A 21,098-nucleotide genomic window follows, 5' to 3' on the forward strand; every position below is an offset into this window, starting at 1 on the left:
GGAGAAAAAAAATGCTTTTTGAGAAGTTAGCTAATAAATCTCCAGAAGCCCTAATCTTAAACACATGGGAAACCCTTCGAACAACATATAACCTCATTCCAGAAAGCACTTGCTTTGATGGTTTTACTCAAAAACTTAGGGATAGCATTAAAAAAGGCAACGTTAGCGAGGCACTCCTCGAAGATCAATGGCTAGCACATATTGCTACAGATCAAATGAATCCAACCTATCCATTTATTTATGCATGCATCCTAAATGAAATCGCACAGCAAACCCTTGACAGTGGGGACCTGAATAAAAGCTGGCCCTTGATTGTGCAAGCCAGTACGAAAGCTGAAGTGGCGGCTGTCCATTTTTTCTACAATGCTGAAATAGATATCCCTGCTGCACTGAAACATCGCAGAGCATCTACTGCCGCCAATGCCAGCAATTCGAAACTCCAACCAGTAAAAGACTACGCTTTAACGCTCATGAGGGAAAAAAACCCCACACATGGCTGGCTGGATTTAAAGCATGCGGCACAATCAATAGAGAGCGAGTTAGGTGACTTTGTCGAAAGAGAAAGAATAAGCTTATCAAGAGCGCTGCTTGTAAACACCCTCAAACGGTGGCACAAGACCGATGAACGATTCCGTGACCTAGTCAATGAAATCATCGGCTAAAACCTAGATAGAAGCCTCAACAGTCACGCTGACGGGCAGCCTTCTAGGTCGCCCCCTCTTCTTCACGACTCTTTTAGGCATTTCCCCACGCCCAAAGGTCCTGGCCCGCCCCTCAGTTGCTATGCGCATGTAATACTCGATTTTAGTCAGATAGATTGCCGCCTTCTGCAAGTTCTTACGCTTCTCTCTATCGGAGTGTTCGATCATACCAATCCCACAGGCACGATAATTACTCTTGGTACGATTACAGTTGTAATACACCCCCTGCCCTTCCGTAGCTCGCTCCCAGAGCTCACCAACAGTCCTCGCCCAGGACACGTCTTCACGCACCTTCGAGCCATCTAGAAAAAACATACAGTGATAATGGAAACCCTTAGATAGACCAAACTCCAATTTCCACGCATGCCCCAAAAGAGCTTTAGAAGGCAGCTTACGTCGCAGCATTTTCAAGAGCTTCTCTCGTTGATTCTTAACAGTCTCAAACTGCAATCCTTCTCGAAAACCCCGATGAACAATAGATTTCGAATAACCGAGATCCACCCTCAAGACCAACACTCGCGAACACCCCTCGAAAATCGCATCTATGTAGGCCAGAAGACTTTTGTAGTTTTTATTCGAAAGCCTTCGGTGCATATTAATATTCGCTTTAAAAGCACCTCCACGCACAGCAGACCTTATCCTCTCAATGACATTATTCAGAGACTCCATCATTTCAGTGGGTTCGCGTTGAAGCTTTCTAAATGAGTAATAGGCGGAGGCATACTCCTGCACACACTCGAAGAATGCTTTTACATAAGGCGTAAAGTCATGAATAGGATAATACTTTTCGATCTCCTCCCGCGCCCACATATTCACTAACAACCTCCTCCCAGTCTGACTGATCACAGACGTTATTCCCCCTCGAATCACCTTTGTACGAAAATGAACCTCATCACTTGCTGCTATTTCCTTCACCAGTGATTCAATCTCTTTAATTTTTAGTGCCGCACCCCGCTCTACTCCAACAGCCATATCTTTAGTGTTAAGTGCATCGAAATACGTGATCGTACTTTCCAGCAAAGCCGCTTCGACACACTGAAGCTCTTTCTTTTTCATATGCAGTCTCAGTCCATTCTTTTCTAAACGCCTGTGCTTGTGATGCACAGGCTTATGCCGTGACAATTATGATAAACACATAGCCACCTAATTAGACTCACTGTCTTACGCGAACAAACAGCTGTTGCTAGACAATACAGCCAGCAACATTACTACCTACCAATGGATTGTAGGAACGGGTAATGAATAACAACCTATATCTACCAACCTAAAGACAATGATCTATAGTTGCCACCTCGATAGTCAAGACAGCTACAGCTGACAACTCTATAACCAGTAACCAATAGATCTATAAAGAGATAGATAACAGCTAATAACAAAGGATCCAGAACCCCTCACTCACCCCACACAGGGCAACTCAGGCAATAGAAAACCCGCGCGCCAGAGTCACCCCAAGCAAAATGATAATTTTCTCTTTATCCAGATTGTCGAGTTAGTGTCAAAAGCATCGGCTGACTCACTAATGTAAAACACTCGCCTCAGCCACTTTTGAACGAATCCAATCATTCACGCTTTCCTCCAGCCAACCAACGGCAGAGCATCCGATCTTCAACGGTTTGGGGAACGTGCTGTCGTATCGAGGTGAGGCAACATTCATCCGGTCATAAATAGTCGACCGCGATAAACCAATACGTTCCTGTACCTGCTTCAACCGAAGCACCCTCATTTGCGTGTGAGCTTTTGCGTCCATCGTGCACCTCTCGTCAGTCGATTTTGCTACGAGGCGGACTGTAAATGGTCTGCCTGGATACGTGCAGAAAGGTGCTTACGTTAAAAAATACATACCGCAAATCCACCCTGTGTTTCCACACATAAGAACCAACCCAACCATCACTCCCATCCTGGTGAGAACTAACTGACACAAGGGTTAGAGAACCAAGTCGACCACGCTCTAAAGATCACAATCGAATAACAGCCACGTTTATTATATTAATTTTGAATATAAACTTTTTTCAATAAATTCGCTTATGCAACGATGCAAAAGTCTATTCAAATTTATTTCAAACACATATTACAAAATTGAACCTCCGCCTCAATTAGTTAAAACAGGCTCACAGCCTTTTTTCTAACAACCAACAACTTTAAATACGGATTATGGAGAAAGAACATGTATACCCCTTGCCCAAGCTGTAACTCAGGACGAGTAGTTACTAAGAATATCGGCAAACAAACGGGAGGACTGATTGGTGCCGCAGGTGGTGCCGCCAGCGGTGCTGCCGGAGCGCTATCGGGCGCAGAAGTCGGTGCAGTACTGGGCGTGGTTGGTGGGCCTGTCGGGATTGCTATTGGCAGTATTGCGGGAGCACTACTCGGTGGACTGTTTGGTGGAGTGGCGGGCGGAATCGCCGGTGCCACCCTGGGTGAACAGATCGATACAAAAGTTCTGCACAACTATCAATGTTTGCATTGCGGTTACAGCTTCAGCGTTAACCAATAGGCCAATTTAAAAGTGACGTCGTAGGTTGATGACAACGACGCTCTTCTCCATTCATTTGCAAGGAATTAAACCCATGGCTCATCTCATCGAAACAATGGCCTACGTAAACGCGACGCCTTGGCATGGCCTGGGCAGTCGCCTCACTGAAAAACAAGCACTGGAAGTCTGGCAGCGTGAAGCCGGGATGAACTGGCAGATTCAAGAAAGCCCAGTTCACTTCAAGGCCGATACCGTTGGTAGGCTCGATACTATTCATTCTTTCCCTGAACAGAAAGTCCTGTATCGCTCCGACACCAAAGCGGCGCTGTCGGTCGTCTCCCAGCGCTACCAGGTGGTACAGCCCCGTGAGGTCTTGGAATTTTATCGTGACCTCACCGACGTGGCCGGTTACGAGCTGGAAACGGCTGGCGTGCTCAAAGGTGGACGCAAGTTCTGGGCGTTGGCGCGTACCGGGCAGACGGCGGCCCTCAAAGGTAACGACGAGGTCAATGGCTATCTGTTGCTGGCCACCTCCTGCGACGGCACCTTAGCGACTACCGCCACCCCGACCACCGTGCGGGTGGTGTGCAACAACACTCTGGCGATTGCCTTGGATGGCACCACCCGCGCCATCAAGGTGCCGCACAGCACCCGTTTCGATCCTCAGGCGGTAAAGAAGCAATTGGGGATCGCGGTCTTCCAGTGGGACTCCTTTATGTACCGGATGCGCTCGCTGGCCGAACGTAAAGTTCAATGGCACGAGGCATTGGGCTACTTCATGAACGTACTGTGTGACGCCAGCCCAGAGACTCCGCTGCCGACAGTCCTACCCAACGAGCGGGCGCTACGCAAGGTGCAAAGCCTGTATGAAGGCCAGGGACGCGGATCGACACTGGAGTCAGCTCAAGGAACCGCATGGGGATTACTCAACGCCGTGACCGAGTACGTGGATCACGAGCGCAGGGCCCGTAGTAGCGAGTACCGCATGGATTCCGCTTGGTTCGGCCAAGGAGCTATTCTTAAGCAACGAGCCCTCAAGGCAGCGTTAATGCTTGCAGCATAAAAACTACAACGCCCCCTAGCCCGCTTTACGCTGGCAAGGAGGTCGTTGTTAAAGCGCGCAATTTCAAAGACCTGCTTCGGCAAGAAGCTCGGATGGCTTGCACTGGATCGCTTTAGCAATCCGCAAAATGTTCAAGAACGCGACATTTCGCTCTCCACGCTAGATTTTTCCCATGTGGGATCGATCAATTTTAGCGAAATCAGCCAATACCTCTTGGGACAGCCCTAACGCCGTGCGGCGCGCACGTACAGCGGCCCCAAACGTGCGAGGTCATGATCTTTATCAAGGCTGGAAGAGACTCTTCCCATGCCAAGAATCGTTACGCTATGATGTCTAAACGACACCATGGCATTTACGGCCCATTTTTCATCTAAGCACGACGGTCTTGCCATCAACCGCCTGCAAACGATTGGTCTAGGGAAGTTCTCGGAGACACGAGGAACCTATGAGAGGGAAAGCCCAGCATTCAGAACCATTAAAAATAGTAATTCAACATGCCAAATACTATTTGCCGCAGCAGTAAACCCTGCAAAGCGCTATATGTCTTTTAGGCAATTTAACCAAGATAACAACAGCAAAAGAAAATCATAACAACTAGCCTAGCGGTCGCACGCACGGTAGTTCGCCGATCCAAATCACCCGGCGACAGACAACCAAATAAATTAAAAATATAAATCAATCAAATAAACAGCCACTAGGATAAAGGACCTCATGAAACTTTTCTACAAAACACTTGCAGCCGCCGCAATAATATCATCTAGCCTTGCCCATGCTGATACTTACCCAGAGTTCCAGCAGTACAACACCCCAGACATCATCAAGTGCGAGGCACTCAAAGACTGGTACCTCTGCACCGACAACAGTCGGCCAGATACACAGGTGATCAAGTACCAGAACAAAGCAACCGGCGAAATTTCAATGCAGGAAGAAAGAACTTTCGATCTAATCGAATGTAACTCTTCGAAGTGTGTGGATGGCGGAAAAAATTATCGCGGCAAAACCAATCTCTTCGCTTTGGGAAAGAACAATTCCAATAGATCTTTGAAGTTCATGGCCTTCAAGGACTACTACATATACCCCGGTGCTGATGGTGCAGATTACGGCTACAAAAATGGTACAGGGCCACTTTTCGGCGGCGCAATGGCGAAAACTACTGTGGTAGCACCAGCGACCGCTTCTTTGAAAGCAACCCCGTCGTCTGAGGGCACCTACGACGTTTGGTGTGATCCTGTGGGTGACGCCTGCAACATCACCATCGACGGCGGCAGTGACGCGATTGCGCGTGATCGTTTGCCGGAGTACATGCCAATGGCAAAGGACACTAGCAACTGCAATCTCGAGTTCTGCTCCAACTCCGACGAAGATGTAATCGGGCTTAATCCTGACTATGATCTCTGGAAAAAATAGACTCCTGATCGGTCTTTATGCTCATAGGAGGGACGTGGTGAGCTAGCAATGGCAACAACGTCGCCTCCCTCCAGGCTCGGCTGCAACCTACATATCGCCCTCTTGACCAATTGCTCGCGCAATCTGCTATGGACCTTCGCTACCACCATCCACCTCGCTCTAGCTCTTTCTTGCTACCATCTCGCATCGTAGATTTCAGATGGAGACGGGTGGATGGCTGTTAGTGAGAAAACGATAATCATCGGACGGATATTCGATACGCTTTACGACGAGAAGACAAACACGTTTTTACGCACGCTGGTCAGCGCAGCGGACGTCCGCATTAACATTTGAAAGCTGCTTGATCGCTCCGACTTGTACAAGTCGATCAGGTACTGGAGGCGCGGCGACTTGGCCGGCAGCGAGCTTGTTGGGCTGTCGATTCTCAGGATCTTCAATTCCATGTGCTGCCTTGGCCAAGGCAAACAGATCATCCTTATCTGCTTGGGTTAGGGTTCGATTAGCATAAAGCCGAGCAATCGCGTCCTGCTGCCAGGCCGGCAGGTTTTGGGACCACGAATAGATTTCTTGAATGATCGACACCAGAACCTCCTTGTACCTGCTTTAACGGTGCCCGAGTGTTGCTCGTTAATCTGACTAGATCAACCGCTGAGACTAGAACCCCGCGACACTGGGATTGCATAAGCGTCGCAGGAAGCATTCAATTCCTAGATAGGATGAGCAAACGAACTCCCGTTACGAACCGCTTCGATGGGGGGACAAATGGGGGGACAGAATTACCGAAAGCTTAGAAGCCCAGCAAAATAAGGCCACAACTCAATAATAACGCCGCCCACAAGCCGGCTTTTTAATGCCTGAAAGAAAGCAAACCCCATCAAGTCGCACAGGGCAGAATCCGCCAGCAGCCTGCTGACCAATTATGGATAACTAAACCCCTTAACCAACGTCAACTCCCCCACCGCCCGCATCGGCACCAGAAAAGTCTCCATCTTCTCGTTCGGCGTCCCCTCCTCCGTAATCACTGTCACCTGCGCCGTCGTCAGCGGTTGAACCGCATCCTCCTGCTCTTCCTCATCACTCCGATACCCGCCGCCAAAGTAATTCACATACACCAAATACTGCCCTTTGATCGGCGCAGGCATGGCGAAGATTTCCGGGCCGTACCCCGTCGTCACGTCCACATCCAGCGCAGCACCATTCGGCACAACACGATCGCCATACCAGATGTGCGCGCCATCGGGCGTGATGAGGTGCAAGTCCAGATCCGTACCGTCGCTGTCCCAGGCCAGCAACACCCGCAACTTGGCCGGTGTCGCACCGCCACTGGCGTTGAGGAATTGTGTGCGATGGCGCTGTTGGCCATCAGGACTGCGCACTTCGACGCTGTTGCTGCCGTTGGGGAACGAGAACGGTCGATCGAATCGGCCAGCGGGATCGATCTTCAGCGGCATGCTGACGCCGTTGACGATCAATCGGCCCGGTTCAGTGGACTTGGGTGTGGCGTTGATCTCGCCGGTGATGCGTGCGGTGTTGGCCTGTCCCACCGGCGTGTTCACTGAGGAAGCCGGGTAGTTGACGGTCTGGCGGAAGTTTTCACCTTCGCCTTCGACCGCACCGGTGCGCCAGCCGCCGACGGGGGTGTCGAGTTTGACGGCGCTTTCAGCCGCAGAAACCGTTGGCAATACACAAACAGAACAAAGGAACAGGAGGACCTGTGGATAACGGAGTTTCATGGCCTATTCCAGCAAGAGGTGGCGGGCGAGCCCTTCGATGTAGGTTTCATCCTGGCCGTTGGGATGAGCTTCAAAAGCCAGGTGCAGGTATTCGTGGGTCAGGTCGAGGCGGTCTTGCAGCGACAGTACGCCGCGCACATAAATGCGCTGGCGTTCGCGGTCGACATAGGGGCGGCCGAAAGCGAGGCGGCAGACGGCGAACGTGCTGACTTCGTTGTAGCCGACCTCGCTTTCCAACCGCGCACGCCAGCCGCGGCGTTGGGTTTGCAGCCAGTCTTGCGCGGCGGGCAGTACTTCGCAGGAGGCGACGGGGTTGTCCCAGCGGCTGAGGCTCGCGCGCGGGTAGGCGTGCAGCAGGATGGCGTCGTAGCGTTGGCCGGCGCTGGCTTGTTCGACGGCTTGTTGCCAGGAGAGTTTGTCCGGGCCGGGTTGGTCGGAGTGGTAGGTGACGGTGCTGCCGGCGAGAACGAGGTCGCTGGTCCACGCGGCGATGTTGCGTGATTCGGCAGTGGCCGGGCGCGGGGCAACGCGTTGGCGGCTGCTGCTGTCGTCGATGCTCAGGCAGTCGCCGTTGCGGGTGGCGTTTTGCAGCAGATAGGTGCGAATGGCGATGGCCAGGGCTTTAGCGGCTTCAGCAGGTTCAGATTTGGCTTCGCGCTGCAGGACCCGGGCGACGTACTCCTCGCGATCCAGGCGGGCGACCAGTTTATCCTTCACCAAAAACAGCTCACCGTCGCTGTGGATATCCAGTTGATTGCCGTTGGCGAAATCAACGCGATAGTCGCCCTGCAAAGGCCCGGAAGACACAACCCGATCCCCCGCCAGAACGCGTCCAATCGGATAACGTGAAAACAGACCAACCTCGACGCAGCGCCCCGCATCCAAAGGCCAATCAACCGGCAGCACCGAAGCCAACGCCTGTCCGTAATTGCGCAGAACCATCTGACTGGTCCCCCGCCCACCGGCCCAAATCGGCGTGCCATCCGCCATCCAACCCGCAAAACCTCCCTGACGCGACGACGGATCCTGATCACCCAACCAGCTCCAGGTTTTCACCCGCAACCGGCCACCGAGCTCGCCCACGACATTGCCATCGGCAGCGTTCAACACCACGTCCAGCAACACCCGCCGCGCCTGATCCTGCGCCGGCATCACGGCCAACATTCGCAGCAACTCCACCACCGGAACCCGCGTGGAGGGCTGCAATGAAGGCAAATCAAGCAGCCACTCCGGCGCTTTCCTCGCTTGCCAATACGTGCGCCAATCAGCGCCAGCAATACCCAACCGTGCTGGCTCAAAATAAAGACCGCAGGACTTCACCAGCGCCTGATCACGCTCAATTTTGCCGCCCGCGGTGCAGCAATAAACTTCTTCTTTCGACTGCCCGCGACATTCATACGCCGGCTCTCGGGCACCGGTGTCCACCAGCCAGCCGTAGACAAACAACTTCCACACACTACCCAACGGAGTCTGCAAGGAGTCAGGCAACGGCTCGCGAGAAATCACCTGGGTCCGGCTCAACGACAGCAATTCACCCTTGAAGCCCAGACGCAACGGCTCGTCCTGCGCTGTCGCCAGCGCAGGGATCAAACACAGCAGCCACCAGACCAAACGTCGGGTCATGTCAGTTGACCGTGATCTGACCAAGCGCCGGTTTCTGTTCCTGGGCCTGATGCTGCGGCGCATAGACCTGAGTGAAACGCACCGGCGGCAGGTTGAACTGGCCTTTCTGCGAGAAGCGCACCAGATGACGCAGACGCCGTTCACCACTCAACGCATCCACCGGAATCGCGTAAGCCATCTGACCCGGTTCGAAGCGCGCCTTCTCCAGCGCCGTCGGTTCAGTGCCGGCCTTGCCCATCAACTTGATGCCCCACGTGGTGCGCTCGACGTCCGCGCCCGGCGGCAGCGGCACTTCGATCATCCCGTAACGCAGCGGTTTCGCGGCTTTGCTGGTGATGATCACTTCGTCCAGATACAGGCTGTCGCTGGACAACGGCTTGGTGCCGACCGCTTCGAGTTTGAAAGTGAAGGCTTCGTCACCCGGCACCAGACGCGACAGGCGACGGGTGATGGTCACGGCCATCGGATCAACTGGAGGTTGTTTAGTCTGGAAACTCAACGCCGCCCGCAACGGGCGTTCTTGCGTCCCGGTCAGCGACAACACTGCAGGCACTGGCGCAGCGCCCTGCCAAGTCCAATACATCTCACCGGTATCACCATGATTTTTCTTCCAGCCTTCACCCGGTGCCAGTGCGATGGTCGGCGAGGCTTGCTCAATGCTGCGTTGCAACCAGGTCAGCGCCAACGCGCGTTCCAGGGTCGATTGCTGTGGCAACAGACGTTGCAACAAGGTTTGCGCGTGAGCCTGATCGAAGGCTTGCAGCGACAGGTTCAACGCTTCGGCAAACGGCTGGGAACTGACCGCCAGACGCTGTTGCGCATCGGGCAATTGACGATTGAAAGCGTCGGGCAACATCACCTTGGACTGACGAGCCAACGATGCCGTAAGCACACGCGCCGCCGCCAACCCGAGCGCCGAATCCGGATCGCTCATGACGATGCTGTCTTCGCCATCCTCCATCAGGTTCGCGGCATTGCCCTCGCCCGCTTTCGCCAGGTCGTCCATCAACCCGCTGAGCAAAGTGTTGACCGGCAATTGCATCTGCTTGGCAAACGACAGGATCAGCGCCCGCTGCAGCAGCGGCGTATTTTTCGCCTGCTTGGAATACACCTCCAGCACCCGCTGCCAGTGCTCCGGCGGCAGGCTCAGTTCCAGCGCCTTGCTGGCGTACCAGTCGGCGTAATAGGCGTACGCGGTGAGGAACGCATCCGGCTCACCGTCCATGCCCCACCAGGTGAAACTCGCGGATGGCCCGGCCATTTGCACCAGGCGCAGACGGCTGTTCTGCATGATCAGGCGCAGGCGATCGCGGATCTGCGGATTCGACGACAAGGTCGGGTACGCAATGCTCAACGGCAGCAAACGACTGGCCGTCTGCTCGACGCCGCCGTACGGATAGCTCAGCAAATCATCGAGCGCCGAGCGGAACAGCGCTTGCGGACTGTCATCCAGATGCAGGCGAATGTCCGTTGCGTCCGCCGGCAAGGTCAACGGTGTATCACCGCTGGCCACGTCCAGGCTTTGACTTTGTGTGACCTGCCAGCCTTCGCCGGTCGCGGTCAGGCGCACGGCCAGCGCGTCAGCGGTTTTGCCATCCAGCACCAGCTCGGCGGTCCACTCGCCAGTGGCCAAGGCAAACGCCGGCAGAGCGATGTAGTTGATGCCGTTGTTCAGCGTCACCGGCACCCGCTGTTCGGTGCCGCCGTAATGAATCACCAGCTCAGCCTTGACCGGTTTTTCCGCCTGACTGAAGGCGAACACACCGAGATCCGGTTTGTCGCCCGTACGGAATTTGCTCGGGCCACTCCACTTCAGGTACAGCGGTTTTTCCGAGCGCACGAATTGCTTTTTCTGCCCGACCTGACCGTCATCGGCGATGGCCCGGGCAGTGATGCGCCAGCGGGTCAGCGAATCGGGCATCTTGAAGGTGAAGCGGGTTTTGCCGTTGGCGTCGGTGATCAATTCCGGCTGCCATGCGGCGGTGTCGACGTCTTCACGACGCGGCCGCTCCAGCACTTTCACGCCGCGCTCGCTGCGGTTGGCTTTGCCCGGTGCACCAGGGCTGCCCGGCAACGCGACGTCGTAGCTGATGAACGACAGACTGGCGCTAGTGCGCACGTTGTTTCGGCGCGGGTGGTAGAAGAACTGGTCGATGGTCGGCGCGACTTCCGGTTGCAGCGCGTAGACCATTTCGTCGACCACGCTGACTGTCAGGTGCGCCGGAATCGGCTTGCCGGCAAATTGAGTGGTGAGGTCGACAGACACGGTATCACCCGGTTGATACGCCTCTTTATCGGTGGTGATAGCCACGTCGATCTGCGGTGCAATCACCTTGATCCCGGCGTTCTGGAAGCTGTATTGACCGCCTTTGGTGTAGAGCACGGAGAAGGTCAGGTTCGGCGCAAAATTGTCCTTCACCGGGATGCGTGCGCGGTATTGGGTGTCGCTGAGTTTTTCCATCTTCAGCCAGTCGCCGCCCTTGGACAGCAGCGCCGTGGCCTCGACCTTGTCCCGCTCAAGCGACAGCAGTGCATCGCTGACTGGCTCAGGGAAAGTAATCAACGCGAGGGCTTCGTCACCCGCCTTGTACTCGGGTTTGTCGAGGATGATTTCCACGGTGCCGGGCACGGCTTTGACGCCGTCCCCGGTGACCGAATGACCGGTCGCACCGACCACACGACCATGCTCATCCTTCAATGTCAGGTTGTAGGTGCCGGGACGGTCGAAGGCCAACGTGAAGCTTTTATCACTGGCGACGAGTTTGCCTTCACCGGTGCTCTGATCTTCCAGGCGCACCCAGCTGTAGCTGCTCGGCGTGACGGTTTTGCTTTGCTCGCTGCCACCTTCATTCAAATAGCTGAACGCAACCTTGTCGCCCACCGCACTGAAGCGCTGCGGCGCCCGCAGACTGAAACTCGCGGCGCCACGATCAATGAGGATTTCCTTGGTGGTCCTGACCCGATACGCCGCGCCATCGCTGGCAAAAACGGTGAGCATGTAACGGCTCGGTTTTTCGGCGGCCGGCAGGTCGAGGGTCGCGTTGCCTTTGGAGTCAGTGGTCAATTCAGCACTGGTCAGTTCCACCGGAAACTGCCCGAGGTATTGCAGCTCGTTATCGACCATCGACAGTTGCTGGGCACGCAGGTTCAGGGTCAACCTGGCATCGGCCACCGGTTTGCCGTCGGGGTACAGCAGCACCAGATTGCCTTTCACCGGTTCGCCGGTGCGGTAATCCTGCTTGGCCAGGTTCAGGGATATTTCGAAGTGCGGCTTGATGTATTCGGCCACGCGGAAGGCGCTGCTGTAGGCCTGATCCTTGTAGCTGAAGCGCAACTGATAACCACCCGCCACCGCGTTGTCCGGCAACTGGAAACGGCCTTGGGTGCCCGCCTTGGAATCGAGTTTCAGCGCCAGCGTTTGCAGCGCGGTGCCCGTGGCATCAAGCACCGTCACGTTGACGTCGGCAGCGGTTGGCAGCACCGAATCGCGAGCGTTCTTGAACTCGCGACCGACGATTTTCAGCGACACCCAATCCCCCGGCCGATACAGCGGACGATCAGTGAACGCATAGAGTTTGGTGTCGTAGATTTCGCTGTCGTAATAGAAGTTCTCGGAGACAAACACCCCGCCCTCTTCGTCCTCGCCGATCACGAACGAACGCTCCGGGCTGACGTGTTTCAGGCGCAGCAAACCATCGGTATCGGTGGCGCCGCTGCTCATCACGCCGAGGCCATCGGTCCACAGCACATTCACCTTCGGCACCGAACTGCCTTCGTGTTTGCGCGCAGCCCAGACCACCAGTTCATCACCGGCAATCTTGCTCACGGCCACAGTGTTGGAGACGAAGACCATGGTAGTCGCACGGTACTTGCCGATCAGCGCTTCGACCAGGTACAGACCCGGTTTCAGGTTGCCCAACGGGATGTACACGTTGCCCGGCGCGACAGTGACGAACTCGCTGGAAGAACCGGCGAGGTTCACACCTGTAGGCGGCTGGATTGGTTTGGCTTGCCACAGCGGATAACGGAACTGGCTGACCACCGGCAGGCCCGGAATCAGTGCGAATTGCGGCTGAGCATCGTAAGGCGTTGGCGCGGCGATGGCGGTGCCCATCTTCAGTTCCGGCACTTCCTCGGTGACTTGTTTGCGCGACTCGTAGGAAAACGCTCGCTGCATCACCCGACGGGATTTTCGATACCAGTTGTCCCACAGGTACGCGAGGGTGTTCGACAGGCCTTCGCCCTTGAACTGGCCGTCGCTGACCACGCGGTGCAGGTTCTTCTGGCGCTTGAGGAAATCCAGCGGTTTGTCGATGCGGTACACGCGAATGTCGGCGCCACCGTAAGGCTCCATGCGGAACCGGCGATAGTCGCGGCCCGGCGCTTCGAGACGGACCATCGCCTGCTCGTCGCTGGCGAAACTGCTGTCGGCCAGCAGGAAAAAGCTTTCACCGGCCACCGGCGTGTAACCGCTCGGCTCGACGGTGTCTTCGGCATTCACTGCCGAAAAAGGCAGCACCAATACCAACAGTAGAGACAGAAAGCGCAGCATGCGGGCACCGGTCATTGGGAGAGAAAGTTCAGTCGATAGACGCCGATGAAGTTGGGGTTGGCTGCGTCGGGTATCCATCGGGTGTCCTTCCATGTCATGAGTTGCTGCAGGCTCGCGGATCGCATGCCGTTGTCAGTGGGGGTGGTGGTGCCGGTGTGATAGGCGATGTAGCGGCCCATCCAGATCATCAGGTGCTGGTCGTCGCCCTGATCGAAAAACATCAGGTCGCCGGGCCGGGCCTGCGCCAGGTCGCGGCCAACCAGATGGCTGTTGAACTGAATCAGTTTGATCGCGTTGACGTACGGCCCGACCTTGCCGCCGCCCTGCTGCCATTGCTGGGCGAGGCCGCGTTGTGCCTCGCTCAATTGCAACTCGGGCGGCAGGTAGCGGTTGGACAGGCCATTGCTGCGCAGCCATTTGTCGTCGTGGACTTTCAGCGCTTCGTTGGCGGCAAAACGCACCAGCCCGGCGCAGTCCTGCTGATACCAGCGCGGGCTCGGGCCTTGGGTCAGTTGCTCCTGGGCGATGCGCACGAACCAGGCGCGAAACACCTGGGATTGCTGCGCGTCGAGCGGCGCCGCTTCGGTGGCAAATGCGCGACTGCCCAGCAACATCGCCAGCAGGCCGAGGCCTCGGATGAGTGCAGTCACAGTGCTTTCCATTCCAGCGGCAGCCACTGCCAATGGCCGTCGGGCTCGCTGCCTTCCGGCAACGTCAGCGCATATTTGCCATAGCCGCCGAGCTTGCGCAGTTTCGGGATCAGGTAGGTTTGCGCGGCGTTGTAGAACACCGGCTCCATGTCCTGCGGCAGGCTGTCGAGGGTTTCCTGCTGCATCAGCTGCGCCATGGAATCCGGGCCGAAGTAGACCGGCATCAGCAGGTCTTTCGGCACCACGTCGGCCATCGGCGGGAAGCGTTTGTCGAGGGTACCGAGGGCTTTGTCCACGAGCTTGTCGTCGAGGGAAAACAGCAGCGTCGAACCGTGGCGCGCCAGGCTGACTTTCATGAAGGCCTTGCCGGTGATCGCGTCCGGGTTCTCGGCATCCTTGGCTTTGTAGGGGCCGAAGTTGGAGCTGACCTGACGCTGCCATTGGTGGTTTTCGCCTTCCTGTTTCTCGACCACCGGGAACGCGTGTTCTTCGACGTTACCTTCATAAGCGCCGACCATCGAGCTGAACAAGTTGCCCAGGTCACCGTCGAGTTTGGCGCTGTCGTCGTCATTCAGGCTGGCCACCAGCAGCGGCGTGTACAGCCGCGAATCGGCGTACCAGCACAGGCCGGCGGCACCGGCCATGTGTTCGGTCAGGGCCTGGGCCACGGTCTCTTCGGCGCCGAGTTTCACCAGCAGCGGTTTCTGTTGTTCGGCGGCGAGCGGCAGGGCCACGCAAGCACTGGCGCCCATCGGCATGGCTTGCCAGATCGGTTTGAAATCGAAGTCTGGCTGGTTTTCCAGTTCGTCCATGGCCAGGAAGCTGTGCCAACCCTTGTCGTCCATGTCGAAGCGCAGGCCGGCGAAGTTCGGGATGAAACGTTGGTAACCCATGGCCAGGACGCTGGCATTGACCGAGAGGCGTTGTTTCACTTCAGGGGCGCGGGGTGGCAGGCCGAAGGCTTCGGGGAACAGTTTCTGGCCGCCGAGCAGTGCTTCCAGCGATTCAGTCGACACCATGCCGGGTTCGTCGACCGGACCGTGGCCGGTCTCATACAACTTGGCCGGATTGGACAGCACCACCAGTTTGTCGCCATGAGAGGCGAACAGCAGCGCTTTGCTGTGGTTGTAGGTGAGTTGATAAAGCGGCACCACATCGCCGCCGACCTTGATTTCACTGAGCTGGGTCAGCTGCGAATCATCCAGCACCACTTTCGCCAGCGGCTCCAGCACCTTGGCCAGACCACCGCGATCCATCACCAACAAAAAGTCTTTCAGACGGCCATCTGCCCCGCGCCACAGCGCCACATCCGCCGGTTGATCGAAAAGCTGTTCGATCAGGCTGTCCTGCAATTTCAGGTCATGCTCGTAGATAATCCGCCGCAGACTGCCAATCAAGCCGAGGCGATCGGCATGGGTTTCGTAATAGAAGACGAAATCTTCGGTGAGGGTTTCCTTAAGGAATGGCACCGCCAGCAAGTCCTTGGGCAACTGGCTCAAGGAATGGGTTTCGAGCAGGCCGTCCGGGCGGCTCATGCCCAGTTTGTCGCTGACCAACTCTGCGGGCGGCGCCTTGGGTTTGTGCATGAACCAGCCAAGTCCGGCCGCCACGCCAGCCACCAGGATCAGCCCGACCAGCAGCGCCGGCCAGCGACGAGGAGTTTTGGCAGCAGGCGCCTCAGCGGCCGGAGATACAGTGTTATCGCTCATTTCACAAAGCCCAATTCATCCGTGGTGCGGGATGCTTAATAGTTGAAAGTCTTGACCAGCAGCAGGTCACCGATCGCGCGCAGGGGCACGATGAAGGTTTCGCGTTTTTCGTCGACGGTGTTTTCGTTGAGCACCAGATTGATTTGCGAGGTGATCACCTCGTTCTGGTTGCTGGTCTCATCGAAGTTATAGCCGCCGCTGCCGAAGTTGCCCCAATAGTTCACGTAAACCAGATAGGTGCCATGCAGCGGCGCGGTCATGGTGAACATTTCCGGGCCGGGACCGTCGACGCCATCCGGGTCCAGGCCACCGCCGTTGCTCATCGCCGGGCGAGCCCAGAACGCATGCTGGCCGTCGGGCGTAATGATGTGCAGGTCGAGCTCGGCTTTCGGATCATCCCAACCCAGCACCACGCGAATCCGCGCCGGCGTGCGCAGGTTATTGGCTTCATAGAATTGGACGCGCTTAAGGGATTTGCCTTCGGCACTGCGCACTTCGACGCTGTTGGCACCGGCGCCAAACGCATACGGCCGGGCGAAACGCCCTTGGTCGTCGGTGTAGAGGTTCAATGGATTGCCGTTGACCGCCAGTGTGTGCGGCCCGCGTTGCGCGCCGATGGCCTTGAGCTGGCCTTCGATCATCGTACGATTGCGCTGCACGCCCCGGTCGATGGGAGGTGTGGGATAGGCGACTTGAGGGTTTTCGCTGCGATCGAGCAGGCCGTTGTAGCGCCAGCCGCCCACCGGTTCCGACAGCTCGGCCGTCGGCTCGGCGCAGGCAGCAGTCGCGCAGACCCACCCCATCAGGCATAGAAAAAATGAACGCATGTGATGCCTCCTGCCATGCATAACGAAACCTTGCGCCTGATCCTCGGCGCGTTACAGATGCAAAAACTGCGTTTCGTCAGAAAGACCCGTGACTATTGGGTCGTAGAAGGCGCGAAGGTTAGCCATTTGGCGGGTTTTTAACAATCGGATCCATCTTGATTTGCGGGGGATATCACGATGATTGTGGGGCGTGAGCCGAATAGCGGCCTTATTCGGCTCACAAAGTGAGCCGAATAATCCTGTACTGCGGATGTTTCCGGAACCATTGCGGGAGCGAGCCTGCTCGCGAAGGCTGCGTGTCAGGTTGCGGGGGGGTTTATGGTGTACATATCCGTTGTTGCGGTAACGGCTGCTATTGGTTCCGCCCTTACGGCGGGTTACTTGGAAGAGCGCCAAGTAACCAAGCGCCAGCGCCCCTGACGTACGGTGCCTCGCTATGGCTCGGCATGCCCTTGCTCCGGCCCTGCTCCGTGGGCCGCCGCCATCGGCCATCCGACGGGGCAGATCAAGATCAAAAGCCAGATCAACAGCCAAAGCCAAAGCCAAAGCCAAAGCCAGATCAACAACTAGAGCGAACTCATACCTGTGGGAGCTAGCCTGCTAGCGATAGACGTCCAGACACCGCGTTCATTCAGACAGCACGCGTTATCGTTGACGTCCATCGCTAGCAGGCTAGCTCCCACAGGGGAAATGCGTACGAACAAAGAGACAGGCCGGTAGGCCGCCTCGCGGTGCTGTGGCGGTAGTCGCCCCCCTTGAGAGGCCGAGTGGAGGTTCTGCGCAGTGGGCAACCCGGCATGGATGCCGGGTTAGCCGCCCCCGGCCATGGATGGCGATGGCGGCGGGCCCACGGAGCAGGACCGGAGCGAGGGCACCCTGAGCCTAAGCGAAGGGCCGAACGAAAGGGGCAAAAGCGCTTGGTTACTTGGCGCTCTTCCAAAGTGACCCGCTGTAAGAGCGGAACCAATAGCCACCGTTACCGAAGAAACGGATATACACCAACCAAATGAACACCCATCCCAAGCGAACAGCGCAGGCTGCGTTTCCCCCTCATGATCAGGGCTACCCAATGGCCGCTGATTTGCCCATACCCCCCATGTCTGCTAGTGTCGCGCCGGTTTAACGTCAACCGGAAATCGACGCCATGGCCCGCAAAAAAGCTGCACTGGATTTCGAACAATCCCTCGCCGACCTGCAAACGCTGGTGGAGCGACTGGAGAACGGCGAACTGTCGCTTGAAGACTCGCTGACCGCTTTCGAGCAGGGCATCGGTCTGACCCGCGACTGCCAGGCAGCGCTGGCCCAGGCCGAGCAAAAGGTTCAAGTGCTGCTCGAGCGTGATGGCGAGCTGGCCGAGGAACCCTTCGACGCGGATCAACCAGAATGATTGCAGCGTATTCGGCGACCAGCCAGGCCCGCGTCAACGCGGCACTGGAAACCTTGTTCAACGCGCCAAGCCCTGAACTCGCGCGGCTGTACGAAGCCATGCGCTACAGCGTGATGAACGGCGGCAAACGCGTGCGCCCTTTGCTGGCTTACGCGGCGTGCGAAGCGCTGGGCGGCAAGGCTGAGCAAGCCAACGGCGCGGCCTGCGCGGTGGAGCTGATCCACGCTTATTCGCTGGTGCACGACGATCTGCCGGCGATGGACGACGACGATCTGCGTCGCGGCCAGCCGACCACCCACAAGAAATTCGATGAGGCCTGCGCGATTCTCGCCGGCGACGGCTTGCAGAGCCTGGCCTTCAGCGCCCTGCTCGACCCGCGCCTGAGCTCATCGGATGCCGAGATTCGCCTGCAAATGGTCAGCGCACTGGCGTTGGCGGCCGGTCCGGCGGGCATGGTCGGCGGTCAGGCCATCGACCTGGGTTCGGTGGGTCTGAAACTCGATCAAAAAGCCCTCGAAACCATGCATCGGCACAAGACCGGCGCGCTGATCGAGGTCAGCGTCAAACTCGGCGCCCTCGCCAGTGGCCGTGCCGAGAAGGACGAACTGAAGTCCTTGCAGATGTATGCACAGGCCATCGGCTTGGCGTTTCAGGTGCAGGACGACATTCTCGACGTCGAAAGTGACACCGAAACCCTCGGCAAACGCCAGGGCGCCGACATCGCTCGCGACAAGCCGACCTACCCGGCCCTGCTTGGCCTCGATGCAGCCAAAGCCTACGCCCTGGAACTGCGCGACCAGGCCCTGCACGCGCTGCGACCGTTTGACGCGGCCGCCGAGCCGTTGCGCGATCTGGCCCGCTACATCGTCGAACGGCGCAGCTGACGGCGTATCCGCCAAGTTAAAACCAACGCGTGGGCAGGGGGCGATGCATCAGGTAAACTGCCGCATCTTTTATACCTATAACGATTCGCCTGATGCCCACGACGTTTCATGAGATTCCCCGCAAGCGCCCGACCACGCCCCTGCTCGACCGTGCCAACACGCCGGACGGCCTGCGCCGGTTGGGCGAAGCCGAGCTGGAAACCCTGGCCGATGAGTTGCGCCTGGAATTGCTCTACTCGGTCGGTCAGACCGGCGGGCATTTCGGTGCAGGCCTGGGCGTCATCGAGCTGACCATCGCGTTGCATTACGTCTTCGACACCCCGGACGACCGGCTGGTGTGGGACGTGGGTCATCAGGCCTATCCGCACAAAATCCTCACCGGCCGTCGCGAGCGCATGGGCACCCTGCGCCAGAAGGACGGCGTCGCCGCTTTCCCGCGTCGATCCGAGAGCGAGTACGACACCTTTGGCGTCGGCCACTCCAGCACCTCGATCAGCGCCGCGCTGGGCATGGCCATTGCCGCCCGCCTGCAAAACAGTGATCGCAAGGCCATCGCGGTGATCGGCGACGGCGCACTGACTGCCGGCATGGCCTTCGAGGCGCTGAACCACGCGCCGGAAGTGAACGCCAACATGCTGGTGATCCTCAACGACAACGACATGTCGATCTCGCGCAACGTCGGTGGCTTGTCGAATTATCTGGCGAAAATCCTCTCCAGCCGCACCTACGCGAGCATGCGCGAAGGCAGCAAAAAGGTCCTGTCGCGCCTGCCCGGCGCGTGGGAAATCGCCCGTCGTACCGAAGAATACGCCAAAGGCATGCTGGTCCCCGGCACGCTGTTCGAAGAGCTGGGCTGGAACTACATCGGCCCGATCGATGGCCACGACCTGCCGACCCTGATCGCCACCCTGCGCAACATGCGCGATCTGAAAGGCCCGCAGTTCCTGCACATCGTCACCAAGAAAGGCAAAGGCTTCGCCCCGGCGGAAGTCGACCCGATCGGTTACCACGCCATCACCAAACTCGAACCGCTGGACGCCCCGGCCGCCGTGCCGAAAAAGGCCGGTGGGCCGAAGTATTCCGGTGTGTTTGGCGAATGGCTGTGCGACATGGCCGCCGCTGATCCGCGCCTGGTGGGCATCACCCCGGCGATGAAGGAAGGCTCCGACCTGGTGGCGTTCAGCGAGCGTTTCCCACTACGCTACTTCGACGTGGCAATTGCCGAGCAACACGCCGTGACCCTCGCGGCCGGCATGGCCTGTGAAGGCGCGAAACCGGTTGTGGCGATTTACTCGACGTTCCTGCAACGTGGCTACGATCAATTGATTCATGACGTCGCGGTGCAAAACCTCGACGTATTGTTCGCCATCGACCGTGCCGGTCTGGTGGGCGAAGACGGCCCGACGCACGCGGGCAGCTTCGACCTGTCGTTCCTGCGTTGCATACCCGGCATGCTGGTGATGACCCCGAGCGATGAAAATGAGCTGCGCAAAATGCTCACCACCGGCCACCTGTACAACGGCCCGGCGGCGGTGCGTTACCCGCGCGGCAATGGCCCGAACGCGACGATCGAGAAAGACCTGCAACCGATCGAAATCGGCAAAGGCGTGGTTCGCCGCCAGGGCAGCAAAGTCGCCCTGCTGGCGTTTGGCGTGCAACTGGCCGAGGCCTTGAAAGTCGCCGAGACGCTGGATGCGACCGTGGTCGACATGCGTTTCGTCAAACCGCTGGACGAAGACCTGGTTCGCGAGATTGCCGGCAGCCATGAGTTGCTGGTGACCATCGAAGAAAACGCAATCATGGGCGGTGCCGGTGGCGCCGTCAGCGAATTCCTCGCCCGGGAAAACATCCTCAAGTCGATGCTGCACCTGGGCCTGCCGGATGTTTACGTCGAACACGCCAAGCCTGCGCAAATGCTGGCCGAGTGTGGGTTGGATGAAGCCGGGATCGAAGCGTCAGTACGTGAACGCCTGAAACTGCTGAACCTCTGATCCTCTGAGCAAATGCAAAACCCTGTGGGAGCGAGCCTGCTCGCGATAGCGGACTGACAGTCAACTAATTCATTGACTGACACACCGTCATCGCGAGC

The 21,098-nt window shown here is 57.5% G+C and carries 17 protein-coding genes; 8 read left to right on the forward strand and 9 right to left on the reverse strand.

The annotated features are described in order from the left end of the window. Positions 1–11: 11 nt before the first annotated feature. The gene (locus ACA066_RS25635; protein ID WP_497697127.1) at positions 12–662 is read left to right on the forward strand and encodes a hypothetical protein; all 651 of its coding nucleotides are present in this window, start codon (positions 12–14) and stop codon (positions 660–662) included. A gap of 3 nt (positions 663–665) precedes the next feature. On the opposite strand, the gene ACA066_RS25640 is transcribed toward ACA066_RS25635, so the two are convergent. Both ACA066_RS25640 and ACA066_RS25645 read right to left on the reverse strand, forming a co-directional pair. Further along, positions 666–1,757 carry a YagK/YfjJ domain-containing protein gene (locus ACA066_RS25640; RefSeq protein WP_497697128.1) on the reverse strand — a complete coding sequence of 364 codons (1,092 nt, stop codon included), beginning with the start codon at positions 1,755–1,757 and terminating at the stop codon, positions 666–668. Positions 1,758–2,217: 460 nt separating this feature from the next. Beyond that, entirely contained in the window at positions 2,218–2,448 is a 231-nt protein-coding gene (locus ACA066_RS25645) for a helix-turn-helix transcriptional regulator (protein WP_497697129.1), read from the reverse strand. A gap of 417 nt (positions 2,449–2,865) precedes the next feature. Here ACA066_RS25645 and ACA066_RS25650 point away from each other — a divergent pair, with 417 nt between their 5' ends. From ACA066_RS25650 to ACA066_RS25660, 3 genes are all read left to right on the forward strand, one after another. Continuing rightward, on the forward strand, positions 2,866–3,195 hold the full coding sequence (locus tag ACA066_RS25650; protein ID WP_497697130.1) for a hypothetical protein: 330 nt from the start codon (positions 2,866–2,868) through the stop codon (positions 3,193–3,195). Positions 3,196–3,268: 73 nt separating this feature from the next. Further along, positions 3,269–4,237 (forward strand): DUF932 domain-containing protein, encoded by a 969-nt coding sequence (locus ACA066_RS25655; RefSeq protein ID WP_497697131.1) that lies wholly within the window; start codon positions 3,269–3,271, stop codon positions 4,235–4,237. A gap of 711 nt (positions 4,238–4,948) precedes the next feature. Further along, positions 4,949–5,644, forward strand: coding sequence for a hypothetical protein (locus ACA066_RS25660; RefSeq protein WP_497697132.1), 696 nt, complete (start codon positions 4,949–4,951; stop codon positions 5,642–5,644). A 288-nt stretch (positions 5,645–5,932) separates the two neighbouring features. Here the strand turns inward: ACA066_RS25660 and ACA066_RS25665 are convergent, their stop codons facing one another. The 7 genes from ACA066_RS25665 to ACA066_RS25695 all read right to left on the reverse strand — a co-directional run bounded on the left by ACA066_RS25665 (position 5,933) and on the right by ACA066_RS25695 (position 16,738). After that, positions 5,933–6,226 carry a hypothetical protein gene (locus ACA066_RS25665; protein WP_497697133.1) on the reverse strand — a complete coding sequence of 98 codons (294 nt, stop codon included), beginning with the start codon at positions 6,224–6,226 and terminating at the stop codon, positions 5,933–5,935. Positions 6,227–6,561: 335 nt separating this feature from the next. Continuing rightward, positions 6,562–7,377 (reverse strand): YfaP family protein, encoded by an 816-nt coding sequence (locus ACA066_RS25670; protein ID WP_497697134.1) that lies wholly within the window; start codon positions 7,375–7,377, stop codon positions 6,562–6,564. A 3-nt stretch (positions 7,378–7,380) separates the two neighbouring features. After that, positions 7,381–9,000, reverse strand: coding sequence for a DUF2300 domain-containing protein (locus tag ACA066_RS25675; protein ID WP_497697135.1), 1,620 nt, complete (start codon positions 8,998–9,000; stop codon positions 7,381–7,383). 1 nt (position 9,001) lies between these two features. Further along, complete coding sequence (locus ACA066_RS25680; protein WP_497697136.1) at positions 9,002–13,567, reverse strand: alpha-2-macroglobulin family protein; 4,566 nt, start codon at positions 13,565–13,567, stop codon at positions 9,002–9,004. Next, a complete protein-coding gene (locus ACA066_RS25685) occupies positions 13,564–14,214 on the reverse strand; it encodes a DUF1175 domain-containing protein (RefSeq protein ID WP_497697137.1) in 651 nt (216 codons plus the stop codon). Before ACA066_RS25685 ends, ACA066_RS25680 begins: the two co-directional genes overlap by 4 nt. After that, the gene (locus ACA066_RS25690) at positions 14,199–15,911 is read right to left on the reverse strand and encodes a DUF2138 domain-containing protein (protein ID WP_497697138.1); all 1,713 of its coding nucleotides are present in this window, start codon (positions 15,909–15,911) and stop codon (positions 14,199–14,201) included. Before ACA066_RS25690 ends, ACA066_RS25685 begins: the two co-directional genes overlap by 16 nt. 35 nt (positions 15,912–15,946) lie before the next feature. Continuing rightward, positions 15,947–16,738 carry a YfaP family protein gene (locus tag ACA066_RS25695; RefSeq protein ID WP_497697139.1) on the reverse strand — a complete coding sequence of 264 codons (792 nt, stop codon included), beginning with the start codon at positions 16,736–16,738 and terminating at the stop codon, positions 15,947–15,949. 3 nt (positions 16,739–16,741) lie between these two features. Here ACA066_RS25695 and ACA066_RS25700 point away from each other — a divergent pair, with 3 nt between their 5' ends. From ACA066_RS25700 to dxs, 4 genes are all read left to right on the forward strand, one after another. Continuing rightward, positions 16,742–16,879: a hypothetical protein gene (locus ACA066_RS25700; protein ID WP_497697140.1), complete on the forward strand. Its 138-nt coding sequence runs from the start codon at positions 16,742–16,744 to the stop codon at positions 16,877–16,879. A 1,003-nt stretch (positions 16,880–17,882) separates the two neighbouring features. Further along, the gene (locus ACA066_RS25705) at positions 17,883–18,125 is read left to right on the forward strand and encodes an exodeoxyribonuclease VII small subunit (protein WP_007894317.1); all 243 of its coding nucleotides are present in this window, start codon (positions 17,883–17,885) and stop codon (positions 18,123–18,125) included. Beyond that, positions 18,122–19,009 carry a (2E,6E)-farnesyl diphosphate synthase gene (ispA, locus tag ACA066_RS25710; protein WP_497697141.1) on the forward strand — a complete coding sequence of 296 codons (888 nt, stop codon included), beginning with the start codon at positions 18,122–18,124 and terminating at the stop codon, positions 19,007–19,009. Before ACA066_RS25705 ends, ispA begins: the two co-directional genes overlap by 4 nt. A gap of 92 nt (positions 19,010–19,101) precedes the next feature. Further along, on the forward strand, positions 19,102–21,000 hold the full coding sequence (dxs, locus tag ACA066_RS25715) for a 1-deoxy-D-xylulose-5-phosphate synthase (protein WP_497697142.1): 1,899 nt from the start codon (positions 19,102–19,104) through the stop codon (positions 20,998–21,000). Positions 21,001–21,098: the final 98 nt, after the last annotated feature.

This window comes from Pseudomonas sp. LBUM1651, from assembly GCF_059716135.1.

Bases quoted from the DNA above. Each gene is read 5' to 3' on its own strand.
- ACA066_RS25685 (WP_497697137.1), bottom strand. From the start codon at position 14,214: ATGGAAAGCACTGTGACTGCACTCATCCGAGGCCTCGGCCTGCTGGCG.
- ACA066_RS25670 (WP_497697134.1), bottom strand. From the start codon at position 7,377: ATGAAACTCCGTTATCCACAGGTCCTCCTGTTCCTTTGTTCTGTTTGT.
- ACA066_RS25705 (WP_007894317.1), top strand. From the start codon at position 17,883: ATGGCCCGCAAAAAAGCTGCACTGGATTTCGAACAATCCCTCGCCGAC.
- ACA066_RS25695 (WP_497697139.1), bottom strand. From the start codon at position 16,738: ATGCGTTCATTTTTTCTATGCCTGATGGGGTGGGTCTGCGCGACTGCT.
- ispA (WP_497697141.1), top strand. From the start codon at position 18,122: ATGATTGCAGCGTATTCGGCGACCAGCCAGGCCCGCGTCAACGCGGCA.
- ACA066_RS25675 (WP_497697135.1), bottom strand. From the start codon at position 9,000: ATGACCCGACGTTTGGTCTGGTGGCTGCTGTGTTTGATCCCTGCGCTG.
- ACA066_RS25690 (WP_497697138.1), bottom strand. From the start codon at position 15,911: ATGAGCGATAACACTGTATCTCCGGCCGCTGAGGCGCCTGCTGCCAAA.
- ACA066_RS25660 (WP_497697132.1), top strand. From the start codon at position 4,949: ATGAAACTTTTCTACAAAACACTTGCAGCCGCCGCAATAATATCATCT.
- ACA066_RS25640 (WP_497697128.1), bottom strand. From the start codon at position 1,757: ATGAAAAAGAAAGAGCTTCAGTGTGTCGAAGCGGCTTTGCTGGAAAGT.
- ACA066_RS25680 (WP_497697136.1), bottom strand. From the start codon at position 13,567: ATGACCGGTGCCCGCATGCTGCGCTTTCTGTCTCTACTGTTGGTATTG.
- ACA066_RS25655 (WP_497697131.1), top strand. From the start codon at position 3,269: ATGGCTCATCTCATCGAAACAATGGCCTACGTAAACGCGACGCCTTGG.
- ACA066_RS25650 (WP_497697130.1), top strand. From the start codon at position 2,866: ATGTATACCCCTTGCCCAAGCTGTAACTCAGGACGAGTAGTTACTAAG.
- ACA066_RS25645 (WP_497697129.1), bottom strand. From the start codon at position 2,448: ATGGACGCAAAAGCTCACACGCAAATGAGGGTGCTTCGGTTGAAGCAG.
- dxs (WP_497697142.1), top strand. From the start codon at position 19,102: ATGCCCACGACGTTTCATGAGATTCCCCGCAAGCGCCCGACCACGCCC.
- ACA066_RS25635 (WP_497697127.1), top strand. From the start codon at position 12: ATGCTTTTTGAGAAGTTAGCTAATAAATCTCCAGAAGCCCTAATCTTA.
- ACA066_RS25700 (WP_497697140.1), top strand. From the start codon at position 16,742: ATGCCTCCTGCCATGCATAACGAAACCTTGCGCCTGATCCTCGGCGCG.